Source organism: Rhizobium sp. WSM409 (assembly GCF_057653825.1).
This window is the reverse complement of the sequence record NZ_CM172794.1, coordinates 1,667,073-1,686,731: the sequence shown is the minus strand read 5'-3', so window position 1 is coordinate 1,686,731 and position 19,659 is coordinate 1,667,073. Positions and strand designations below refer to the sequence as shown.

The 19,659-nt window shown below is 60.5% G+C and carries 17 protein-coding genes and 1 tRNA gene; 7 read left to right on the top strand and 11 right to left on the bottom strand.

Annotation, left to right across the window (positions count from 1 at the left end):
* The first annotated feature begins 191 nt into the window (after positions 1–191).
* From sthA to AC25BC_RS08485, 3 genes are all read left to right on the top strand, one after another.
* Positions 192–1,598, top strand: a complete 1,407-nt coding sequence (sthA, locus tag AC25BC_RS08495; protein WP_026157329.1) for a Si-specific NAD(P)(+) transhydrogenase — start codon at positions 192–194, stop codon at positions 1,596–1,598.
* A gap of 57 nt (positions 1,599–1,655) precedes the next feature.
* Positions 1,656–2,465, top strand: a complete 810-nt coding sequence (locus tag AC25BC_RS08490; RefSeq protein WP_017993779.1) for an endonuclease/exonuclease/phosphatase family protein — start codon at positions 1,656–1,658, stop codon at positions 2,463–2,465.
* Between the two features lie 161 nt (positions 2,466–2,626).
* A complete protein-coding gene (locus AC25BC_RS08485; protein WP_012757256.1) occupies positions 2,627–4,396 on the top strand; it encodes a B12-binding domain-containing radical SAM protein in 1,770 nt (589 codons plus the stop codon).
* A gap of 127 nt (positions 4,397–4,523) precedes the next feature.
* Here the strand turns inward: AC25BC_RS08485 and AC25BC_RS08480 are convergent, their stop codons facing one another.
* The 5 genes from AC25BC_RS08480 to AC25BC_RS08460 form a co-directional block, all read right to left on the bottom strand.
* Positions 4,524–4,949, bottom strand: a complete 426-nt coding sequence (locus tag AC25BC_RS08480; RefSeq protein WP_012757255.1) for a nuclear transport factor 2 family protein — start codon at positions 4,947–4,949, stop codon at positions 4,524–4,526.
* A gap of 178 nt (positions 4,950–5,127) precedes the next feature.
* Positions 5,128–6,612, bottom strand: coding sequence for a trigger factor (tig, locus tag AC25BC_RS08475; RefSeq protein ID WP_012757254.1), 1,485 nt, complete (start codon positions 6,610–6,612; stop codon positions 5,128–5,130).
* Between the two features lie 199 nt (positions 6,613–6,811).
* A tRNA-Leu gene (locus AC25BC_RS08470) sits at positions 6,812–6,896 on the bottom strand.
* 153 nt (positions 6,897–7,049) lie between these two features.
* Positions 7,050–7,640 (bottom strand): GDYXXLXY domain-containing protein, encoded by a 591-nt coding sequence (locus AC25BC_RS08465; RefSeq protein WP_012757253.1) that lies wholly within the window; start codon positions 7,638–7,640, stop codon positions 7,050–7,052.
* Positions 7,637–8,740: a DUF2157 domain-containing protein gene (locus AC25BC_RS08460; RefSeq protein WP_012757252.1), complete on the bottom strand. Its 1,104-nt coding sequence runs from the start codon at positions 8,738–8,740 to the stop codon at positions 7,637–7,639. Before AC25BC_RS08460 ends, AC25BC_RS08465 begins: the two co-directional genes overlap by 4 nt.
* An 871-nt stretch (positions 8,741–9,611) precedes the next feature.
* Between AC25BC_RS08460 and AC25BC_RS08455 the strand changes: the two genes are divergently transcribed.
* The 3 genes from AC25BC_RS08455 (at position 9,612) to trmFO (ending at position 11,744) form a co-directional block, all read left to right on the top strand.
* Entirely contained in the window at positions 9,612–9,758 is a 147-nt protein-coding gene (locus AC25BC_RS08455) for a DUF1127 domain-containing protein (protein ID WP_012757251.1), read from the top strand.
* A 315-nt stretch (positions 9,759–10,073) separates the two neighbouring features.
* Positions 10,074–10,217, top strand: a complete 144-nt coding sequence (locus tag AC25BC_RS08450) for a DUF1127 domain-containing protein (protein ID WP_003539017.1) — start codon at positions 10,074–10,076, stop codon at positions 10,215–10,217.
* A gap of 93 nt (positions 10,218–10,310) precedes the next feature.
* Positions 10,311–11,744, top strand: a complete 1,434-nt coding sequence (gene trmFO, locus AC25BC_RS08445; protein WP_012757250.1) for a methylenetetrahydrofolate--tRNA-(uracil(54)-C(5))-methyltransferase (FADH(2)-oxidizing) TrmFO — start codon at positions 10,311–10,313, stop codon at positions 11,742–11,744.
* 107 nt (positions 11,745–11,851) lie between these two features.
* Here trmFO and AC25BC_RS08440 read toward each other — a convergent pair whose 3' ends face one another.
* The 5 genes from AC25BC_RS08440 to yajC form a co-directional block, all read right to left on the bottom strand.
* Positions 11,852–12,319, bottom strand: coding sequence for a hypothetical protein (locus AC25BC_RS08440; RefSeq protein ID WP_017993777.1), 468 nt, complete (start codon positions 12,317–12,319; stop codon positions 11,852–11,854).
* Between the two features lie 71 nt (positions 12,320–12,390).
* A complete protein-coding gene (locus tag AC25BC_RS08435; RefSeq protein WP_128439360.1) occupies positions 12,391–13,248 on the bottom strand; it encodes a phytoene/squalene synthase family protein in 858 nt (285 codons plus the stop codon).
* A 2-nt stretch (positions 13,249–13,250) separates the two neighbouring features.
* The gene (locus AC25BC_RS08430; RefSeq protein ID WP_003539009.1) at positions 13,251–13,637 is read right to left on the bottom strand and encodes an Mth938-like domain-containing protein; all 387 of its coding nucleotides are present in this window, start codon (positions 13,635–13,637) and stop codon (positions 13,251–13,253) included.
* Positions 13,638–13,641: 4 nt separating this feature from the next.
* Positions 13,642–16,182, bottom strand: a complete 2,541-nt coding sequence (gene secDF / locus AC25BC_RS08425; protein ID WP_128439359.1) for a protein translocase subunit SecDF — start codon at positions 16,180–16,182, stop codon at positions 13,642–13,644.
* Between the two features lie 45 nt (positions 16,183–16,227).
* A complete protein-coding gene (yajC, locus tag AC25BC_RS08420) occupies positions 16,228–16,575 on the bottom strand; it encodes a preprotein translocase subunit YajC (protein ID WP_003558894.1) in 348 nt (115 codons plus the stop codon).
* Between the two features lie 206 nt (positions 16,576–16,781).
* Between yajC and AC25BC_RS08415 the strand changes: the two genes are divergently transcribed.
* Complete coding sequence (locus AC25BC_RS08415; RefSeq protein WP_012757246.1) at positions 16,782–17,654, top strand: ATP-binding protein; 873 nt, start codon at positions 16,782–16,784, stop codon at positions 17,652–17,654.
* Between the two features lie 164 nt (positions 17,655–17,818).
* On the opposite strand, the gene AC25BC_RS08410 is transcribed toward AC25BC_RS08415, so the two are convergent.
* Complete coding sequence (locus AC25BC_RS08410) at positions 17,819–19,423, bottom strand: peptidoglycan DD-metalloendopeptidase family protein (protein ID WP_026157328.1); 1,605 nt, start codon at positions 19,421–19,423, stop codon at positions 17,819–17,821.
* Between the last annotated feature and the right edge of the window lie 236 nt (positions 19,424–19,659).

Sequence of the window (19,659 nt, the reverse complement as noted above, 5' to 3'; positions counted from 1 at the left end):
AGCGCCCCTGCCGGTGTTCGTCGGCTAGGACCCATGGCGTAAGCTGTTTCTCGAAGGGCTCACTTGCCCGAAAAAGCACCCGTCAGGACCAATCAGGTGGCCGTAAAACAATCTGTAACATTGACCGGCTAACGATGGACGGGCGACATTTTGCGTCGCAATATGATTCCTTTCCAATCCGGGGCTTGATGATGCTTCAGTACGATCTCGTTGTGGTGGGCAGCGGCCCCGCAGGGCGCCGCGGCGCGATCCAGGCGTCAAAACTCGGCAAGAAAGTGCTTGTCATCGAGCAAGGCAAACGCGTCGGCGGCGTATCCGTGCATACCGGCACCATCCCTTCCAAAACGCTGCGCGAGACTGCGCTTAATCTTTCCGGCTGGCGCGAACGCGGCTTCTACGGCCGGTCTTACCGCGTCAAGGAAGAGATCAGTGCAGATGACCTGCGGCGTCGCCTGCTGATTACGCTCAACCACGAGGTCGAGGTGCTGGAACACCAGTTCGCCCGAAACCGCGTGCAGCATATTCGCGGCAAGGCAAGCTTCATCGATGCGTCGACGCTGCAGGTGATCAAGGATGACGGCGAGACCACGCAGGTCACCGCCGCCAGCGTGCTGCTTGCCGTCGGCACAAAACCGTTCCGTCCCGATTACATGCCCTTCGACGGCAAGACCGTTCTCGACAGCGACGAACTGCTCGACATCCAGGACCTGCCGCGATCGATGGTGGTTATCGGCGCCGGCGTCATCGGCATCGAATATGCGACGATCTTCAGCGCGCTCGACACCGCCGTCACCGTTATCGACCCGAAGGCGACAATGCTCGACTTCATCGACAAGGAAATCATCGAGGATTTTACCTACCAGCTGCGCGACCGCAACATGAAGCTGCTGCTCGGCCAGAAGGCCGACAAGGTGGAGAGGCTCGAAAACGGCAAGGTCGAACTGACGCTCGACAGCGGCCGACGCCTGACGACCGACATGGTGCTTTTCGCCGCCGGCCGCATGGGGGCGACTGATGCGCTGAATCTTCAGGCCATCGGCCTCGAAGCCGACAGCCGCGGCCGTCTCAAGGTCAATCCGGAAACCTTCCAGACATCGGTTGCCAACATCTATGCCGCCGGCGACGTCGTCGGCTTTCCGAGCCTTGCCTCGACCTCGATGGAACAGGGCCGCATCGCCGCCCGCGTCGCGGTCGGCGCGGTCGCCAAGGAGCCGCCGAAATATTTCCCCTATGGCATTTATGCCGTGCCGGAGATTTCGACCTGCGGCCTGACCGAAGAAGAGATGAAGGAGCGCGGTATTCCCTATGAATGCGGCATTGCCCGCTTCCGCGAAACGTCGCGCGGTCATATCATGGGCCTCGACACCGGGCTTCTGAAGCTGATCTTCTCGCTGAAGACCCGCCGCCTGCTCGGCGTGCATATCGTCGGCGAAGGCGCCACCGAGCTGGTGCATATCGGCCAGGCGGTGCTCAACCTCAAAGGCACGGTCGAATATTTCGTCGAGAACACCTTCAACTATCCGACGCTCGCCGAAGCCTACAAGATCGCCGGGCTCGATGCCTGGAACCGGATGGGCGACATCAAGTCGGAACTCTAAAGTCCGTCGCGTCGTCGAGGGATCGGCCTTCTAAGTCCTGCCGCCAAACGGAGCGGAATGACATTGCGCATCATCTCGCTGAACGCATGGGGCGGCAGGCTTCATGAGGCACTGATTGAATATGTGACGACGGCCGATCCCGACGTGCTGTGCCTACAGGAAGTTTTGCGCGCACCCGGCACCCGCTCAGGCTGGTCGGTCTATCGGGACGGCGATGTCGAATTGCCGCAGCGCTTCAATCTCTTTACCGAGATCAGCACCGCCCTGCCCGGCCACGACGGCTTTTTCTGCCCGACCTCGAGAGGCGAGCTTTTCAATGGCGATAGCGCCATTGTCGCCGAATTCGGGCTCGCGACCTTCGTGCGCAAAACGCATTCCGTCATCGCTCAAGGGCTGGACTTCGTGCATGGCCGTTTTTCGGCGGATGGCTGGGGCGAACATCCGCGGCCGCGAAACGCCCATTGCATCCGTCTCTTCAGCCATGAGTGCGCTTCTACCGTAACCATCGCCCACATGCATGGCCTGCGCGATCCCGCAGGCAAGGGCGACACGGCGGCGCGCGACGAGCAGGCAGCAGCACTGGTGAGGCTCATCGAGGGCGTCTGGCCCGGCGACGAAGGGCTCGTCGTCTGCGGCGATTTCAACGTGCTGCCTGATAGCGCGACCTTTGCGATTCTCGCCAGACTTGGGCTTTCCGACCTTGTCACCGGAAGCGGCCTTGTAGACACGCGAACCTCCTACTATCTGAAGCAGGGCCGCTTTGCCGACTACATGCTGGCGACGCCGGGGGTGAAGGTTGCCAAATTCGAGGTGGTCGAGGCGCCCGAAGTCTCCGACCATCGCGCATTGCTGCTCGATATTGGGTAGTATATTGAGGAATGATACACTTCGCGAAGCGTTTGCACGCCGTGCCGTTTTTTTATGCCTTAGTTTGACCTCCCTAAATCGCATTGATGTGTGGTGCCTGATAGATGCCTTCAACGCCATTTTGCCTTCGGGCAAAAGCTTCTAAAGAAAGATAGATACTCTTGTCCCATATCTTGGAAGTTGCGCGCAGACGTTTTCAGCTGATCCTGATCAAGCCGTCGCATTATGACGATGACGGCTACGTCATCCGCTGGTGGCGGGCGATGATTCCGTCCAATTCACTGGCGGCTCTTTACGGCATTGCCGCCGAATGCGCCGAGCGCAAGGTGCTCGGCGACGATACGGCGATCGATATCACCGTGATCGACGAGACCAATACGCGGATCGATGTCGCCGGACTGCTGGCGCAGTTCAAGCGTCACGACAATTTCGGCATGATTTCGCTCGTCGGCGTCCAGACCAACCAATATCCGCGCGCCCTCGATATCGCCCGCCCCTTCCGCGATGCCGGCCTGCCGGTTACGATCGGCGGCTTTCATGTTTCCGGCTGCCTGTCGATGCTGGATGGCAAGGCGGTCGGGCTCGACGCCTGCCGCGATATGGGCATCTCGATGTTTGCCGGCGAGGCCGAGGGCCGGCTCGACATGGTGCTGCGCGATGCCGCCGCCGGCGAGCTGAAGCCGCTCTATAATTTCATGAACGACCTTCCCGGCATCGGCGGCACGCCGGTTCCTTTCCTGCCGAAGGACAATATCCAGCGCACGCTCGGGCTCAGCACCAGCTTCGATGCCGGACGTGGCTGTCCCTATCAGTGCTCGTTCTGCACCATCATCAACGTGCAGGGACGCAAGTCGCGCTTCCGTTCGGCCGACGACGTCGAAAAGCTGGTGCGGATGAACTGGGCGCAGGGCATCCACAAATTCTTCATCACCGACGACAATTTCGCCCGCAACAAGGATTGGGAAGCGATCTTCGACCGGTTGATCGAGCTCAAGGAGCGGGACGGCATTCCGCTCGGCCTGATGATCCAGGTCGACACGCTCTGCCACAAGATCCCTAATTTCATCGAGAAATCCCGGCGCGCCGGCGTCACCCGAGTCTTCATCGGCCTCGAAAACGTCAATCCCGACAATCTGACCGCCGCCAAGAAGAACCAGAACAAGATCACCGAATACCGCAAGATGCTGCTCGCCTGGAAGGCGCAGGGCATCATGACGCTGGCCGGTTATATCCTGGGCTTTCCCGCCGACACGCCGGAATCGATCCGCCGCGACATCGCGATCATCCAGGAAGAGCTGCCGCTCGACGTCATCGAATTCTTCATCCTGACGCCGCTGCCCGGCTCCGAGGACCATCAGGTCCTGTGGAAGAAGGGCGTCGACATGGATGCCGATCTCAACATCTACGATGTCGAGCACGTCTGCACCGCGCATCCGAAGATGAGCAAGCAGGAATGGGAAGACATCTACCACGAGGCCTGGGCGCTCTATTATTCGCCTGATCATATGAAGACGCTGCTACGCCGCGCCGTGGCAACCGGCGTGCCACTCGCAAGGCTCGTCAAGGTTCTCGTCTCCTTCGCCACCACCGTGCCGCTGGAAAACGTGCACCCGCTGCAAAGCGGCCTGCTGCGCCTGAAGACGCCGTCGGAGCGGCGCCCGGACCTGCCGCGCGAGAATCCGCTGGTCTTCTGGCCGCGCTTTGCCTGGGAAACCTTCCGCAAACATGTTTCGCTCGCCGGCACGATCATTGGCCTGACGATTTCGGCATTCCTGATTTCAAGGAATGCAAAGTCGAAGACCTACATGGATCAGGCTCTGACGCCGGTCGCCGACGACGAAGAGGAAACGCTCCACCTCTTCACACAGACCGCCGGCGGCGCCGCAGCCGTGAGCCATGTCAGGAAAGTCGCACAGCTGACAGCGCATTGAGCGGCAATTCTTGCAACGGCGGCTGACGCCCTGTCGCCCGGAAATCATGGATGACTTCAAAGTCGAAGCTTGGAGGCTCCGACTTTCGTTCTGCGCAAAACCGCTGCGCAGTTTTGCGCGACATGCTCTAAGCGATTTGGATAATCTGGCTCGTCTCGGCGACCTGCAGCGTGTCGAGGAATTCGACAATCTTGACTGGCTTCCCGTCCTTGAAATGGATCTTGTCGACGAATTCCGTATGGAAGCTCACGCCCGACGGGATATACCTGACCTCGCCTTCGCGATGCGCAAAAACCACATGGTCGTCCTCGTCCACATGGATTCCGACTGTCCTGATAGCTGACAGATCCCATTCAGTGATAAGCTGCGTTATTGCTTGACGAAAGGCATGGGGCCCGGCTGCTTCAGACGAAAAAGGCCCCAGCCGTGCATTGCCGACAATGCGAAAGGTGCAATCCTCACCAGTCAGCGCCAGCGTGCCCTCGATATCACCGCGGTCACGCACAGCATAGATTTCCTCCACGAGCTTCTTCATATCATGCTTTGCAGTCATTTTCAGGTCCCTCCCACCATCAGCGAAATCTGCATCTAATTATACGCTAATGCAACTATTTGTTGTTCAAGATGACTAAACACAATGGAGTAGGCGGCGAGAATGAAACTGCCCTGGATAAAAGAAAAAGGCCCCGCACGATGGCGAGGCCTTCCAAACTTCTGAACTAAAAAAGCGATTATTCGGCGCTTTCGTCAGCCGCCTTCTTCTTCGGAGCAGCCTTCTTCTTCGGTGCGGCTTCGTCGCCTTCAACGGCGTCAGCTGCTTCGGCCTTGGCGGCAGCCTTCTTCTTCGGTGCGGCCTTCTTGGTTTCGGCCTTGGCTTCGCCCTCTTCCTCGGCGAGCAGCTCTTCCTTGGTCACCTTCTTGTCGGTGACGTCGATTTCGGTCAGCAGGTGATCGATGACCTTCTCTTCGAAGATCGGTGCGCGGATCGAAGCGGCGGCACCCGGCTGGCTGCGGAAGAATTCGAGGATCTGCTTTTCCTGGCCCGGATACTGGCGCAGCTGATCGTAGATGGCGCGCTGCATCTCGTCTTCGCTGACCTCGACGCCGGCCTTTTCACCGATTTCGGAGAGAACGAGGCCGAGGCGAACGCGACGCTCTGCGAGCGTCTTGTATTCCTCGCGAGCCTTCTCTTCGGTCGTGTCTTCGTCCTCGAAGGTCTTGCCAGACTGGGCGAGGTCGTTGTTCACCTGGCTCCAGATGCCGTTATATTCCGCGTCGACGAGCGAGTTCGGGGTCTCGAACTTGTACATCTCGTCGAGCTGGTCGAGGATCTGACGCTTCAGCTTCTGGCGGGTCAGCGAACCGTACTGCGATTCGATCTGGCCACGGACGATTTCCTTAAGGCGGTCAGCGGATTCGATGCCGAGCTTGGAGGCGAGTTCGTCGTTGATCTCGACATCGGCAGGTGCGGCGACTTCCTTGACTGAGACGTCGAAGGTCGCTTCCTTGCCGGCGAGGTTCTTGGCCGGGTAGTCGGCCGGGAAGGTCACGGTGATGGTCTTCTCGGCGCCGGCCTTGATGCCGACGAGCTGGTCTTCGAAGCCCGGAATGAAGCGACCGGAGCCGAGCACCAGTTCGGCGCCCTGGTCGGTGCCGCCCTCGAAGGCTTCACCGTCGACCTTGCCGACGTAATCCATGGTGATGCGGTCGCCGTTCGCGGCCTTGCCGGTCTTGGTCTCGTAGGCGCGGGCGCTTTCGGCGACCTTCAGGACCTGCTCGTTGACTTCGTCGTCCGAGATGTCGATGACTTCGCGCGTGACCTTGATGCCCTTGACCGACTTCAGTTCGATCGGCGGCAGCACTTCATAGGAGAGCGTGAATTCGAAATCCTGCTCGGCGGCGAGGATCTTGTCGGCTTCGTCCTTGTCCTCAGTCATGGCGATTTCCGGCTGCGTGGCCGACTTCTCGCCGCGGCTAGACAGGATGGCGGCCGGCTGCTCGCGGACGATCTCGTTGACGAGGTCGGCCATGATCGACTTGCCGTAGACCTTCTTCAGGTGAGCGGCGGGGACCTTGCCCGGACGGAAACCGTTGATGCGAACCTTGTCCTTCACATCGGCAAGACGCTCATTCATCTTGTCTTGCATGTCCTTGGCCGGGATAACGACCTTGATTTCGCGCTTCAGCCCTTCAGCGAGCGTTTCGATAACCTGCATGTCTTCCTACCTTCATTTCGTGGCGGCCGTGCCCAGACGCCGTTCGTTTCTATGAGCACGACGCCGGCGATCCTGCCGCGCGTGGCTTTTCCCAATTCCTGTATCATTCCGCCCAAGGGGGAACGGCACTCGCGGGCTATTCGGGACAACTCTCGGCTGCCCTAAGCCAACCGATTCAGTCTCCCGCCTGCAAACAGCTTGGTGCGGGTAGAGAGACTTGAACTCCCACGCCTTGCGGCACCAGAACCTAAATCTGGCGTGTCTACCAATTTCACCATACCCGCGTTCACAAAACCGCATGCCTATGCCTGCGCATGAGGCCTTCCGGAGCGCGGCGTCTCTATATCACCCGATTTGGTCGAGGCAAAGGAAAAATGAACGGTAAATGACAGGGGATTTGCGGCCCCGGAACCGCCCTGCCCCGAAGTGTGACGCGATCAGTAAAGCGGCTCGTCGTAAACCGGCTTGCCGTCAACCAGCAGGCTGCGGATCTGCGCGCTTCCATCAGGCGAGACACGCACTGCGATGGCGACATTGCCGTCATTGCGGGCCTCCTCGATCGGCTTGCCCTGGCCTTCTGGAACGTAGTAACGCTCGATGCCGTATTCGACACGCATGCTGTCGCCGGCGGCAAGTCCGCCACTATAAAATGGCTGGCTGCGCAGGATCACGGTCTCCGGCTGCGGAGGCAGCTCGTGAAAGGACGATTCGGTCACCGTCCAGAAACCGTCCTCCTGCTTCTTCAACCGGACCCATAACACCCGCTCGCCGGCCTCGGCCGGAATGCCGCCGGAAACCGTCTGCACCGGCACCGAGGAAATGTCGTAGTTCAAGACGACATAGTCGCCGCGCAGGAAATCGCGCGGATCGACGGGCGCCGTCTTCAGCAGCACCTCGGCGCCGTCGCTGAGGATCGACGCCCGGCTCTGGATGATCGTGCCGAGGATAAGGGTCTGCAGACCGGCGACGATGATCGCCGAAAGCAGATAGCCCTTGCCGGATTGCAGCCTTGCCATGAACGAGCTCATGCGCGCTCCCCCTGTGCATTCGCCGAAAAACGCCGTTCGAGACGGATGACCATCCAAGCGACAAGCGCCACCACGAGACCGGAGAAGAGGAAGAGGCTCGACGTGCCGAGGATCGAGCCGACGGTGACGGAGGCGAGATAGAGCATCTCCGCGGCAAAGGTCGCGTAGGCGAGATATCGCACCGCGCCATTATCCCTGCCACGCAGGACGATCGCCAGCACGGAAGCGGCAAGCGTCACCACTCCGAGCACCACCAGCCGCCAGCCATCCTCGATCTCGATATGCAGCAGCAGGAAGCCGATTACGGCGACGAGGAAGCTGTAGAAGGCCGGCGCCGCACCGGCGGTTCTGACCAAGGAGGCAATAGGCCTGGGGGGCAAGGCCGTCAGCACGAATGCCGCCATGCCGCCGATTGCAAAGGCAAGCGCCACGGCGATCTCCTCATAAAGAGTATAGAGCCATGCAAGCCAGCCGATCAGCAGCAGGTAGGCCAGGTGGCGGGCCCGCTCGGCGCCGGTATACCGCACCAGCCCGATGACGATCACCGCCATGACGGGCGCCATCCAGGGGGCGAACCCTATCCAGTGCGTGTCGTTATTCTCAAGATAGACGGCGAAGGACGCCCAGGAGAGGAAGCCGGCGACTACGGTCACGGCGCCCGAACGGAACAGGATCGCCGAGATCGTCGCAATCGCGAACCACAGATACATCACCGTCTGCTCGTCGCCGGAGAGATGATACATCTGCCCGACCAGCGAGATGGCGCCGCCGAAACTCATCGCGCCGATGACGAGCAACCCGCCTGCGGCCGCTGTCGCACCGCGGGCAAGCATCCTGGCGGCGGCGATATGCACTACCCAGATCAGGGCAAGGATGCCACCCACGCGCACGAGGCGCGGAATGGCCTCCCAGTTGGAGGCGACGACAAGCAGGATGGCAGCTGCAAGCAGCACCGCTGCCAGCGCCATCAGCACCCGGCCGAGGCTGAAGCTTGCCGGGCGGCTGTCATATTCGGCGAGTAGCGCACCTGCCGTTTCCTGCCCGAGCAGGCCCTTACCCACCCAGAGTGAGAGATCCCGCTCCAATCTGCCGCGATACATGCTCAACCCCTCGATTTCCGCAACGTCGACTGCGGCGCTGCAGCTCACGCCGTTATAGACGCAGCAAGGGTGTTCGCAAACGCTCTTGCGACAAATATACAAGTTCCTCATTGGTCTAAATAGTATCGAGTGTTAACCGGCCGCTAACGTCATAAGCGCTAATATAAGCTTATGAACGGAGAGGTATGTAATTTTCGCATATCCCCCATGAATTTATTGCACTGCACAATACTCATTAGTCATACTATTGATTAACGCATCGAAGCACGGGGATGGCGCCCCGGCCCGGTATTAGCCGGACGCCCGCGGATGCTTTGTCCGTGACGAGATTCGCAGCTGCGCACTCCTCCTCCCAGCGCGCTGCGATAGACTGACAACACTCCTCCTCCCAGTTGTCAGTCACCATAACACGCCCGCCGGATCCTCCCCCGGCGGGCGTTTTTGTTTAGCCAAAGCTTCATTATAGCCTTGGCAGTGAGAGGATTTTCGTCGCATGGCGCCGTCATGCCACATTGCCGTCACGCCGCCCCACCAGCCTTGCGAAGAGGTGGGCGACGTCCGATCCGAAGCGGCACGCCTCTTTGCACCGAATGGACGCGGAACCGCCGGAGGAAGTAGCGTTTTTCCGCAACGAGGCCGCATTCGCCTCTCCAAATCGAATTGCTTTCTCAAAAGTCATTCTGCCTATTCGTTGACCAAAAAACGGTAAGTTTGCGTCAAATACCCTTTAAGCATTGCATAGCTCGCATAGGTGATCTGAAAACTTGTGTGTTTTAGTCTTTCGCGTCGCAACATATATTCGGGTCATCAAATAGAGGTCAGCGCCGATCGGTGGCTGCTGGCAGATGAAACCCTCGGAAAGGGGCTTAACATGAACTTCTCTCGCTCTTTCAATAACTGGCGCAAGTATCGTCAGACCATCACGGAACTCGGCCGCATGACCAACCGCGAATTGCACGATCTCGGCATCGACCGTTCGGACATCCATCGCGTTGCCCGTGAGGCTTCTTCCCGCTAATTCAAGGCGATCGCTGCTCCTCCCAGGCACGATTGTTCTCGATCGAAACGCCCGCTGTACCCACAGCGGGCGTTTTCTTTTGTCTTAACGGGTTGGCCGCGTGTCTTAACGGGTTGGCCGCGGCGGTTGCATGTTTTTCCGCATGATTAGCTCGCTCAAAAAATATTCACCGCCTAATTGTCGAGCATCATAGTGCACAATTGCATGGCAGACGCCTTTTATTTGCACTGCACAATCGGACGGATCGCGCCTATATAAACATCAACCGCAGAGAGACAGGCGATCCCGCCGTCCCGCGGACATAGGAAGAAGACAATGAACCCGATCCGCATTGCAAGAAGCTGGCTCAGCTACCGTCGTACGCTCAACGAACTCGGCGGCCTTTCGAACCAGACCCTGTCCGATATCGGCGTCAGCCGTTACGACATCCGGAATATCGCATCCCGCTCGTTCCGCTAATAGCGGGCGCGATGCTTCCAAGACGGCGCCTCAGGGCGCCGTTTTTGATTCCGGGGTGTTGGATCGCACCGGCCGACATGATATCAGCCCGGAATGAACACGATCTCCTCCTATTCCCCTATCCACGTCGTCGGCGGCGGGCTTGCCGGTTCGGAAGCCGCCTGGCAGATCGCCAGTTCCGGCGTCCCGGTCATCCTGCATGAAATGCGCGGGGTGCGCGGCACAGATGCGCACAAGACCGACGGCCTGGCCGAACTCGTCTGCTCCAACTCCTTCCGTTCCGACGATGCGACCAGCAATGCCGTCGGCGTCATACATGCCGAGATGCGCATGGCGGGCTCGCTGATCATGGCCGCGGCCGATCGGTGCCAGGTACCGGCCGGCGGTGCGCTCGCCGTCGATCGCGACGGCTTCTCCGAGGCGGTGACCAAGGCGGTCCATGACCACCCGCTCATCACCGTCGTGCGTGAAGAGATCACCGGCCTGCCGCCGAGGGACTGGGATCTTGCCATCGTTGCCACCGGACCGCTGACGGCTCCGTCGCTCGCGAGCGCCATCCAGACGGAAACCGGCGAGGATTCGCTTGCTTTCTTCGACGCCATCGCGCCGATCGTCTACCGCGAGAGCATCGACATGGATATCTGCTGGTATCAGTCGCGCTACGACAAGGTCGGCCCCGGCGGCACCGGCAAGGATTACATCAACTGCCCGATGGACGAGGCGCAGTACAATGCCTTCGTCGACGCGCTGATATCAGGCGACACGGTCGGTTTCAAGGAATGGGAAGGCACGCCTTATTTCGACGGCTGCCTGCCGATCGAGGTGATGGCCGAACGCGGCCGCGAGACGCTGCGCCACGGACCGATGAAGCCGATGGGGCTGACGAATGCGCATAACCCGACAGTCAAGGCCTATGCCGTCGTGCAGCTGCGGCAGGACAATGCACTTGGCACGCTTTACAATATGGTCGGCTTCCAGACGAAATTGAAATATGGCGCGCAGGCGGACATCTTCCGAATGATCCCGGGTCTGGAAAATGCGGAATTTGCCCGTCTCGGCGGCCTGCACCGTAATACCTATATCAACTCGCCCACCCTGCTCGACCCGTCGCTGACGCTGAAATCGCGGCCCGGCCTGCGTTTTGCCGGCCAGATCACCGGTTGCGAGGGTTATGTGGAAAGCGCCAGCGTCGGTCTACTGGCCGGGCGTTTCGCTGCCGCGGAACGCAAGGGCGAGGCGATCTCGCTGCCGCCGGCAACGACGGCGCTGGGCTCCCTGCTCGGTCATATCACCGGTGGGCACCTCGTCACCGACGAGGAACCGGGCAAACGATCGTTCCAGCCGATGAACATCAATTTCGGGTTGTTTCCGGAGCTCCAGCCGGGTTCGATCGTCAAACCTGAAGGCGTCAAGCGCTTCCGCGGCAAGGACAAGACGATCATGAAGCGGCAGCTGATCGCTCGCCGCGCCCTTGCCGACTGCGCGACCTGGCTCGGTCAAGAATCGACGCTTGCCGAAAGCGCCTGAACGGCGCTTCTATGCGTGTCGCATCGAACCCGGTTCAAGCGACCCGCTTGAAGTCTTTGCTTTATGCATGTCGTCGCAAAACGCTGCACGGTTTTGGGCGGCATGAATTACTGCTTGTTCGCCGCCGAAATATTGCCGGGCGGCAGGTCTTTATCCGGCTCGGCGATATAATTGCCGAGCAGCCACAGCGAGACTTCCGAGGCTTCCTTGGCAGAAGCAAATTGGAAATCGCCGTTGTGATAGGGTGCATCGAGAAAGTCGATCACCAAGCCCCTGCCCGTTTCCGAGCCCACGACGCGCACCCGGCCCGGCTCGATCAGATGGCAGGCGAAATGGCGCGACATGTTGCGCATGAAGCCGGCCTTGTTGTCATGCAGACGCACGAAGACGGCCTGGCCATTTTCCGTCGTCTGCAGCTGACGGATCGCCTCGTTCGGAAAGGCGCGACCGAATTCGATAATGGCGAGGCCCGTGTCATGCAGGCCGTCTTCCTTGTTCTGCGCGGCCATTCGTGTTGCCACGAAAGCAATGAAAATGACGATGGCGAAAAGGACGCACCAGACGATAATGCCCACGCCGAGTCTCCGTTCAAAGGGTAGCGGTGGAAGCCTTGTAGCGCGCGAGACTTGCGCGAATTTGACCGATATCAGATTTTTCGGCGTGCAGCAGCCAGCCCCATCCGCAGCTGGCGGCGCCATTGCGGCGGCTGCAGCGGCCGGTCGAACAGCAAGGCGCCGCGTTTCTGCGCCTTGATGAGCACTGGTTCGGCAAGCGTCGCCGGCAGGAAGGCTGGAAAGACGGCCGGCGCAATCGGCCCCGCCGCCCTCGCCTTTGCCAGATGTTCGCGACCGAGGCCGGCGAAGGCCTCGATGGCGGCAGAGATGCGCGGCCTGTCTTTTCCGGCGAGGAAGGCATCGCGGTCGAGACCGGTGGCCGAAAGGATCTGCAGCGGAACATAGATCTGGCCGCGGCGGCGATGCACTGGCATCAGCAGCAACAGCCCGGCGACCGCTTGGGCGACCCCGGCATGGCCGGCGGCGTCGGCCGATCGTGCGGCTTCCTCCGGCGAAAGCACCAGGCTTGCGAGCTGGATCAGGGCCGATGCCGTTTCACCGGCATAGCCTTCAAGCGAAAGACGTGTCTCCATCGGATCGTCATAGAGATCGAAGGTGCGGGCCTCGACCATGTCGATCAGCGTCTTGCGCGGCAGGCGGTGCGTTTCGATCGCGGTCAGAAGTGCTGCGGCAACGGGATTGGCCGCTGTCGAGCCATGCGCGCTGCCCTCCAGAAGATCGTGCCAATATTGCAGCCGTACCTCGCCGGGCAACGGCTCGTGCACGAGATCACGGATGCGGGCAAGCTCGGCATTGAAGGCATAAAGAGCTGCAAGCGCGCCGCGCTTTGCCTCCGGCGACAGCAGACAGGCGAGATAGCGGTCGCGATCGCTGTCACGCAGCATCGCCAGGCAGATCTCCTGGTTCGTCGCAATATTCGCTTCAGTCATCGTCAGACCGCAATCAACGCCGCGGCGACGGCACGTTGCTCGGCGAGCATGATATTGAAGGTGCGCACCGCCGCTCCGGTACTCATCGGATCGGAGGAGATGCCGCGCGACTTCAGCGCCAGCCTCAATTCCTCGGGCAGACGGCGAAGCTCGGTTCCGGTACCAACGAGCAGAACCTCGATATCGGCGGCCTCATCCAGCACCCGGCGAAAGTTTTCAGGCGACAGCGGTTTCGACATATCCATGTCCCAGCCATGAATGCCGGAGGGCAGGCAAAGGATCGAGCCGCGATGCGACATGTCGGCAAAACGAAAGCCACCATTGCCGTAAGCATCGATCGGAGCGCGCCCGGGGAAATGCGCAGCGCGGATTTCTATGCCTTTTGCCATGTTTTCAAACCACCGTGCCGGATTTTACACCAGCATCCGTCTTGTTGCTCTCTTCCCCGTCGGGAGCCTCCGGCCGCAGCCGGAAGACGATCAAGACAGGAGCAGCGATATAGATCGAAGAAAAGGTGCCGAGAGCGACGCCGAAGAGCATCGCAAAGGTGAAGGAGCGGATGACTTCGCCGCCGAAGAGAAAGAGCGCCAGCAAGGCGATCAGCGTCGTCGCCGCGGTCAGAACGGTGCGAGACAGCGTCTGATTGATCGAGGCATCGATCAGGATCGGCAGCGGCATCTTCTTGTATCGTTTGAGATTTTCGCGCATTCGGTCGTAGACCACGACCGTATCGTTTAAGGAATAACCGACGATGGTCAGTACGGCGGCGATGCTCGTCAGGTTGAACTCGATGCCGGTGAGGACGAAGAGACCGAGCATGATGATGACGTCGTGCAGCGTTGCGACGATGGCGCCGACCGCGAATTGCCATTCGAAGCGGATCCAGATGTAGATGAGGATCGCCGCAAGAGCTGCAAGCACGCCGAGCGTCGCCATCATCGTCAATTCGCCCGAGATGGCGGGACCGACGACCTCGACGCGACGAAAATCATAATCTTCCTGGAGCTCGCCGCGCACCAGCGTCGCCGCCGACTGCTCGGCATTCTCGCCGCCACCCTGGGAAGCGATGCGGATCCGCGCATTCGCCGGCCCGCCCGTGCGCTCGACACTGACATCGCCGAGATTGAGATCATTGAGGCGCGAGTGGATATCGGCGATCTCGGCATTGGCCTGCTTTGCCGTCACCTCGATGAGCGAGCCGCCAGTGAAATCGACGCCGAGATGCAAGCCGACGGTGGCAAAGGCGGCCATGGCGATCAGCGAAATGACCGCCGAGGCCGTAAAGACATAACGGCGAATCCCCATGAAGCGGATATTGGCGTGCTCGAAAAGATGCGTCAGCACGCTCTTCGGCAGATGCCGGGGATGGCGCGCGCTCAGCCAGACGGCAACGATCGAGCGCGTCAGCGTGAAAGCCGTGAAGACGGTCGTCAGGATGCCGACCGCAAGCGTCACCGCGAAACCGCGGATGGAGTCGCTGCCGAGGAAGAAGAGGATGATGGCCGCAATGAAAATCGTCACATTGGCGTCGACGATCGTTGCGAATGCGCGCGAGAAACCGCGGCCGACGGCCTCCGCAAAGGAATGAGTGGTCTTCTCCTCTTCGCGGATTCGCTCGTAGATCAAAACGTTCGAGTCGACGGCCATGCCGACAATCAGCACGATGCCGGCAATCCCGGGCAAGGTGAGCGTCGCGCCGGCAAGGCTGAGCACCGCGACGATGAGGATCAGGTTGAGGAAGAGCGAGGCGACGGCGATGATGCCGAGGATGCGATAGAGCGCGATCATCAGTGCCGCGACCAATACGACGGCGACGAGGCCGGCAACGATGCCGTTGAAGATGGAATCAGCGCCGAATCTCGGGCTGACGCTGCGTTCCTCAACGCTGGTCAGCGTCGCTGGCAAGGCGCCGGCGCGCAGCATGATCGCAAGGTCGCGGACGCCATCCTCGGAGAAGTTTGCCGAAATCCTGCCCTCGCCGCCGGTGATCGCCGCATCGATGACCGGTGACGACATCACCTGGTCGTCGAAGACGATGGCAAGATGCTTGCCGATATTCTGCCCGGTCGCCTGCGCCAACCGCTGCGTGCCTTCGGCATCGAGACGGTAGGCAATCGAGGTCTCCTGCGTCTGCGGGTCGATGACAGGCTCGATATCGACCATGTTGCCGCTGTTGGCGAAAGCGGTGCGGTCGACGAGATAGGGGATCGGCGGATCGTCAAGCGAATAGAGCACCTGCGATGTCGCCGGCCAACGGCCGTTCAGCGCCTCCTGCCCCGACATGCTTTCGTCGATCAAATGAAAGGAAAGCTTGGCCGGCTGGTTCAGGATATTCTTCAGCCGCTCCGCGTCGACCGATCCCAGCACCTGCACGACGATCCGGTCGGCGCCATCGGGGTGAACGAGGAAATTATCATAGCCGAATCCGGCGATGCGGCGGCCAACGATATCGAGCGAGCGGGTCCGGGCGGAAGCGACGTCAGCAGTAATGCCGGCGTCGGAAATCTGCAGTGAGAGCTGCCCCTCTTCGCCCTGCTGCAGCGCAACCTCAGATCCGGAATGTCCGCCGGCCGTCGTCAAAGGCTTCAGCAGATCGACCGCCGCCTGTGTCTGGGCCGGATCGGTGATCCGGACGGTGACGGTCTGGTCATTGCCGGTCAGCCCGGTATAGCGGATGCTGGCGCCACGCAGCGCGTTGCGCACATTGGCGACCAGCTCTTCCAGGCGGTCCCTGACGATGTCGGAACGCTCGACCTTTAGAACGATATGCGAGCCGCCCTGCAGGTCGAGCCCAAGCACTACGCGGTCGTGCCGCAACCAGTCCGGCAGGGAGGATCGCTGCGCCTCAGTCAGCAGATTGGGCGCAGCGATGACGATGGCCGCAAACGCGGCCAGCCAAATCAGAAGTGTTTTCCAGCGGGAAAAATGCAACATTCTCTCGACGATCTTCCGATCCGGCGGTCCTGCCGTTATCGCTTGTTACGCCGCGTCGGCCTTGACCGGTTCACCCTTGACGCGAATTTCGGAGATGCCGCTGCGGACGATGCGCACGCGCACGCCGTCAGCAATCTCGACTTCGACTTCCTTTTCGTCGACGACCTTGGTGACCTTGCCGACGAGACCGCCGCCGGTGACGACCTGATCGCCGCGACGGATCGCCTTCAGGGTCTCCTCACGCTTCTTTGCCTGTGCGCGCTGCGGACGGATCAGCAGGAAGTACCAGACGACCATCAGCGGCACGAACAGGATGATCATTTCGAAACCGGAGCCGCCGAATCCCGTTGCGGTATCGGTCGCGCTCTGGGCGAATGCCGGGGTGATGAACATGCTAAACTCCTCAGGCTTGGGCGGCGGAACTCCGCCTCTCTTTTCAGGTTGCCGGACTATAGTTACGGCTTCGATGAATGCAACAGAAACAGCCGGAAACAGTACCGATTCCGCTGCCTCATAACCTTTCCGCATTCAAAACGCCATGCTAACCGACATCGAAAGATCAAAGCGGATTGCCGCAGCGAGAAATCAGGAGGCCGTCGATGACCGAGGAAATCAACACAGCCCTGCTTGCCGAACTGAGACGGCTCGCCGACGCCGTCGAACGTCTTGCCGGACCGGCGCCCGCCCGCAACGACTGGGATGCCGCCGACTGTTTCGTCTGGGCGCCATTGCGCCAGCATCTGCAGCCGGTCAAGAGGCCGAACCGGGTGGCGTTGACGCTCATCCGCGGCGTCGATCACGTGCGCGACATTCTGCATGAGAATACGGTGCGTTTCGCCGAGGGCTATGCCGCCAACAATGTGCTGCTCTGGGGCGCGCGAGGCATGGGCAAATCCTCGCTGGTCAAGGCCGTGCACGAGGATGTCAGGCGCGAAAGCAGTGTGTTGCTGAAACTGGTAGAAGTCCATCGTGAGGATATCTCCAGCCTTCCCCATCTGCTCGACCTCCTGAAGGACACACCCTACCGCGTGATCGTCTTCTGCGACGATCTTTCCTTCGATCACGACGACACCGCCTACAAGTCGCTGAAGGCGGCACTCGACGGCGGCGTCGAAGGGCGGCCGGACAATGTGCTGTTCTACGCCACCTCCAACCGACGCCATCTGCTGCCGCGCCACATGATGGAAAACGAGCAGTCGACGGCGATCAATCCGTCGGAGGCGGTCGAGGAGAAGGTTTCGCTTTCCGACCGCTTCGGCCTCTGGCTCGGCTTTCACAAATGCAGCCAGGAGGATTATCTCGGCATGATCGACGGCTATGCCGATCACTTCAAGCTCGGGCTCGAACGCGACAAGATGCATGCCGAAGCGCTGGAATGGGCAACGACGCGCGGCGCACGCTCCGGCCGCGTCGCCTGGCAATATATTCAGGATCTGGCCGGACGCATGCGGGTTCACATCGACCGGGACTAAACATCTAAAGCACGTCGCATCGAACTTGATTCATGCAAGGCACTTTCGATCTTTTTCTTCTGCACGTCGTCCTCCCAGAACCGCTGCACACTTTTGGGCGGTATCCATCAAATGACAAAAGCCCGGCTGGTGGCCGGGCTTTTGCGTTTCCTGGTACGCAATACCTATTCCAGGAAAGTCATCGGGTTGACCGGGGACGCATCCTTGCGCACCTCGAAATGGACCTGCGGCTGCTTGACGTCGCCGCTCATGCCGGAGACGGCGACGGTCTGGCCACGCTGGATCTTCTGGCCGCGGGTGACGCTCAGCGTATCGGCGTTGCCGTAGACGGTGACGGTGCCGTCGTCGTGACGGACAAGAACCGTGTTGCCGAGTTCCTTCAGGCCGTTGCCGGCATAGATGACGACGCCGTTTTCGGCAGCCTTGATCGGCGTGCCCTGCGGGACCGAGATGTCGATGCCGTCATTGCGGTTGCCGTTGACGTTGGCACCGTATGAGGCAATGACCTGGCCGCGCACCGGCCAGCGATATTTACCGATGCCGGTCGATTCCGGCGCGGCTGAGCTGACGTCCGACTTCTTCTCGACATCGTCGACGGTCTGGGTGGCGGCCGGCGCCTTGTAGGGCGCGGGCTGAACGGAAGCCGTCTGCTGGGGAGCCGCCGGCTGAGTTGGCTTCGGATCGACCTTCTCGGCCGGGATCGAGGCGGTCTTGATATTGTCGGCGGTGCCGTTCGGGATCTTCAGGGCCTGACCGATGCGGAGCGAACTGGCCGACAGATTGTTGGCGGCTTTAAGGTCGTCGACATTGCTACCGGTCGCCTTGGCAATCTTTGCCAGGGAATCGCCTTGCTTGACGACATAGGTGCCGGCAGGCGCCTTCGGATCCTTGCCGGCGCCGGCGGGAAGTTTACCGGTGACATCGGCACTCGCCAGCGTCTTGTCGCGGGCGGAATTGGCGCCCGGAATGACGGCAACGTTCTGCTCAGGCGCCTTCGGCGCATCCGGCATCTTGCCGGGCTTGGAAAGGTCAGCCGCCTGCGATGCCGCCTTGGCGGCATTGCCGCCGTTGAATGTCGGGATCAGGATCGCCTGGCCGGGCTGGGCGGCAGATGCCGTCTTCAGAGCATTGACGCGCAGAATTTCCTTTTCCGGTACGCCAAAACGCCTGGAGAGGGTGGCGATGCTTTCACCCGGACGCAGCGTCACCGACGGAGCGTTGGTGGCAGACCAGCCGGAAACCTTCGGCGTCGTGCCGGTCGTCAGCGTATCGGGCGTCATCTTCGGCGCAGCCGGCGCCACCAATCGGGGCCTTTCGGCTTGCGGCGCAGTCGGGAAAGGCTGAGCGAGCGCGACTTCCTTTTCCCGCTGCCGGGAGGGTGCCGCCGCTGTCGGCGCGGCCAATTCTGAACGCTGCACGGAGACCGGCGCGGAAGCGAGACGTGCGCTCGAGCTCGACGTGCGGGTCGGATCGTAACCCTGGCGGACGGGATAAGGCTGATTCAGCGCATCATTGCCGCCGCCGTAGCCCGACTGGCTGGCAACGGCCGAACCGCCAAGATCGGCGCGCGGCACCGGATCACCTTGAGAACCGTTCATATTCCTGCGCGGAATGGAACTTGTGGTGATCTGGTCCTGCCCGGAGGAGGAAAACAAGCCGCCAAACCGTGTCACATCGGAACTGCAGCCTGTTGCGGCACTTGCCAGCAGGCTAACAACCAGAAGATTACCGGCCGACTTCCCGAACTTTGGCGAAAGACTGAAACGCATGACTCGACCCACTGAGAACGCAACCATTTGTGAGTCTATTAAAACGCGTTAGTATTACCACGCAGTTAAGATGCTGGAATCAGTACGATATTTTTGAGAAATTGATAACCATAGCTTACGGGTGAAAAATTGCAGTGTGCCGAGCATGATGCCAAAAAGCCTGAGCGGCTTTCGCATAACCTCATGCGCTGTTGTTTTGATGGTCGGATTTCAGGCCGATGCGGCCTGAAATCATC

Excerpts from the sequence above, each read along its gene's own strand:
- AC25BC_RS08415 (WP_012757246.1), top strand. The coding sequence starts at position 16,782 with ATGACCGAGGAAATCAACACAGCCCTGCTTGCCGAACTGAGACGGCTC.
- AC25BC_RS08430 (WP_003539009.1), bottom strand. The coding sequence starts at position 13,637 with ATGGCAAAAGGCATAGAAATCCGCGCTGCGCATTTCCCCGGGCGCGCT.
- trmFO (WP_012757250.1), top strand. The coding sequence starts at position 10,311 with ATGAACACGATCTCCTCCTATTCCCCTATCCACGTCGTCGGCGGCGGG.
- AC25BC_RS08465 (WP_012757253.1), bottom strand. The coding sequence starts at position 7,640 with ATGAGCTCGTTCATGGCAAGGCTGCAATCCGGCAAGGGCTATCTGCTT.
- AC25BC_RS08450 (WP_003539017.1), top strand. The coding sequence starts at position 10,074 with ATGAACCCGATCCGCATTGCAAGAAGCTGGCTCAGCTACCGTCGTACG.
- secDF (WP_128439359.1), bottom strand. The coding sequence starts at position 16,182 with ATGTTGCATTTTTCCCGCTGGAAAACACTTCTGATTTGGCTGGCCGCG.
- AC25BC_RS08410 (WP_026157328.1), bottom strand. The coding sequence starts at position 19,423 with ATGCGTTTCAGTCTTTCGCCAAAGTTCGGGAAGTCGGCCGGTAATCTT.
- yajC (WP_003558894.1), bottom strand. The coding sequence starts at position 16,575 with ATGTTCATCACCCCGGCATTCGCCCAGAGCGCGACCGATACCGCAACG.
- tig (WP_012757254.1), bottom strand. The coding sequence starts at position 6,612 with ATGCAGGTTATCGAAACGCTCGCTGAAGGGCTGAAGCGCGAAATCAAG.
- AC25BC_RS08455 (WP_012757251.1), top strand. The coding sequence starts at position 9,612 with ATGAACTTCTCTCGCTCTTTCAATAACTGGCGCAAGTATCGTCAGACC.
- AC25BC_RS08435 (WP_128439360.1), bottom strand. The coding sequence starts at position 13,248 with ATGACTGAAGCGAATATTGCGACGAACCAGGAGATCTGCCTGGCGATG.
- sthA (WP_026157329.1), top strand. The coding sequence starts at position 192 with ATGCTTCAGTACGATCTCGTTGTGGTGGGCAGCGGCCCCGCAGGGCGC.
- AC25BC_RS08460 (WP_012757252.1), bottom strand. The coding sequence starts at position 8,740 with ATGTATCGCGGCAGATTGGAGCGGGATCTCTCACTCTGGGTGGGTAAG.
- AC25BC_RS08490 (WP_017993779.1), top strand. The coding sequence starts at position 1,656 with ATGACATTGCGCATCATCTCGCTGAACGCATGGGGCGGCAGGCTTCAT.
- AC25BC_RS08480 (WP_012757255.1), bottom strand. The coding sequence starts at position 4,949 with ATGACTGCAAAGCATGATATGAAGAAGCTCGTGGAGGAAATCTATGCT.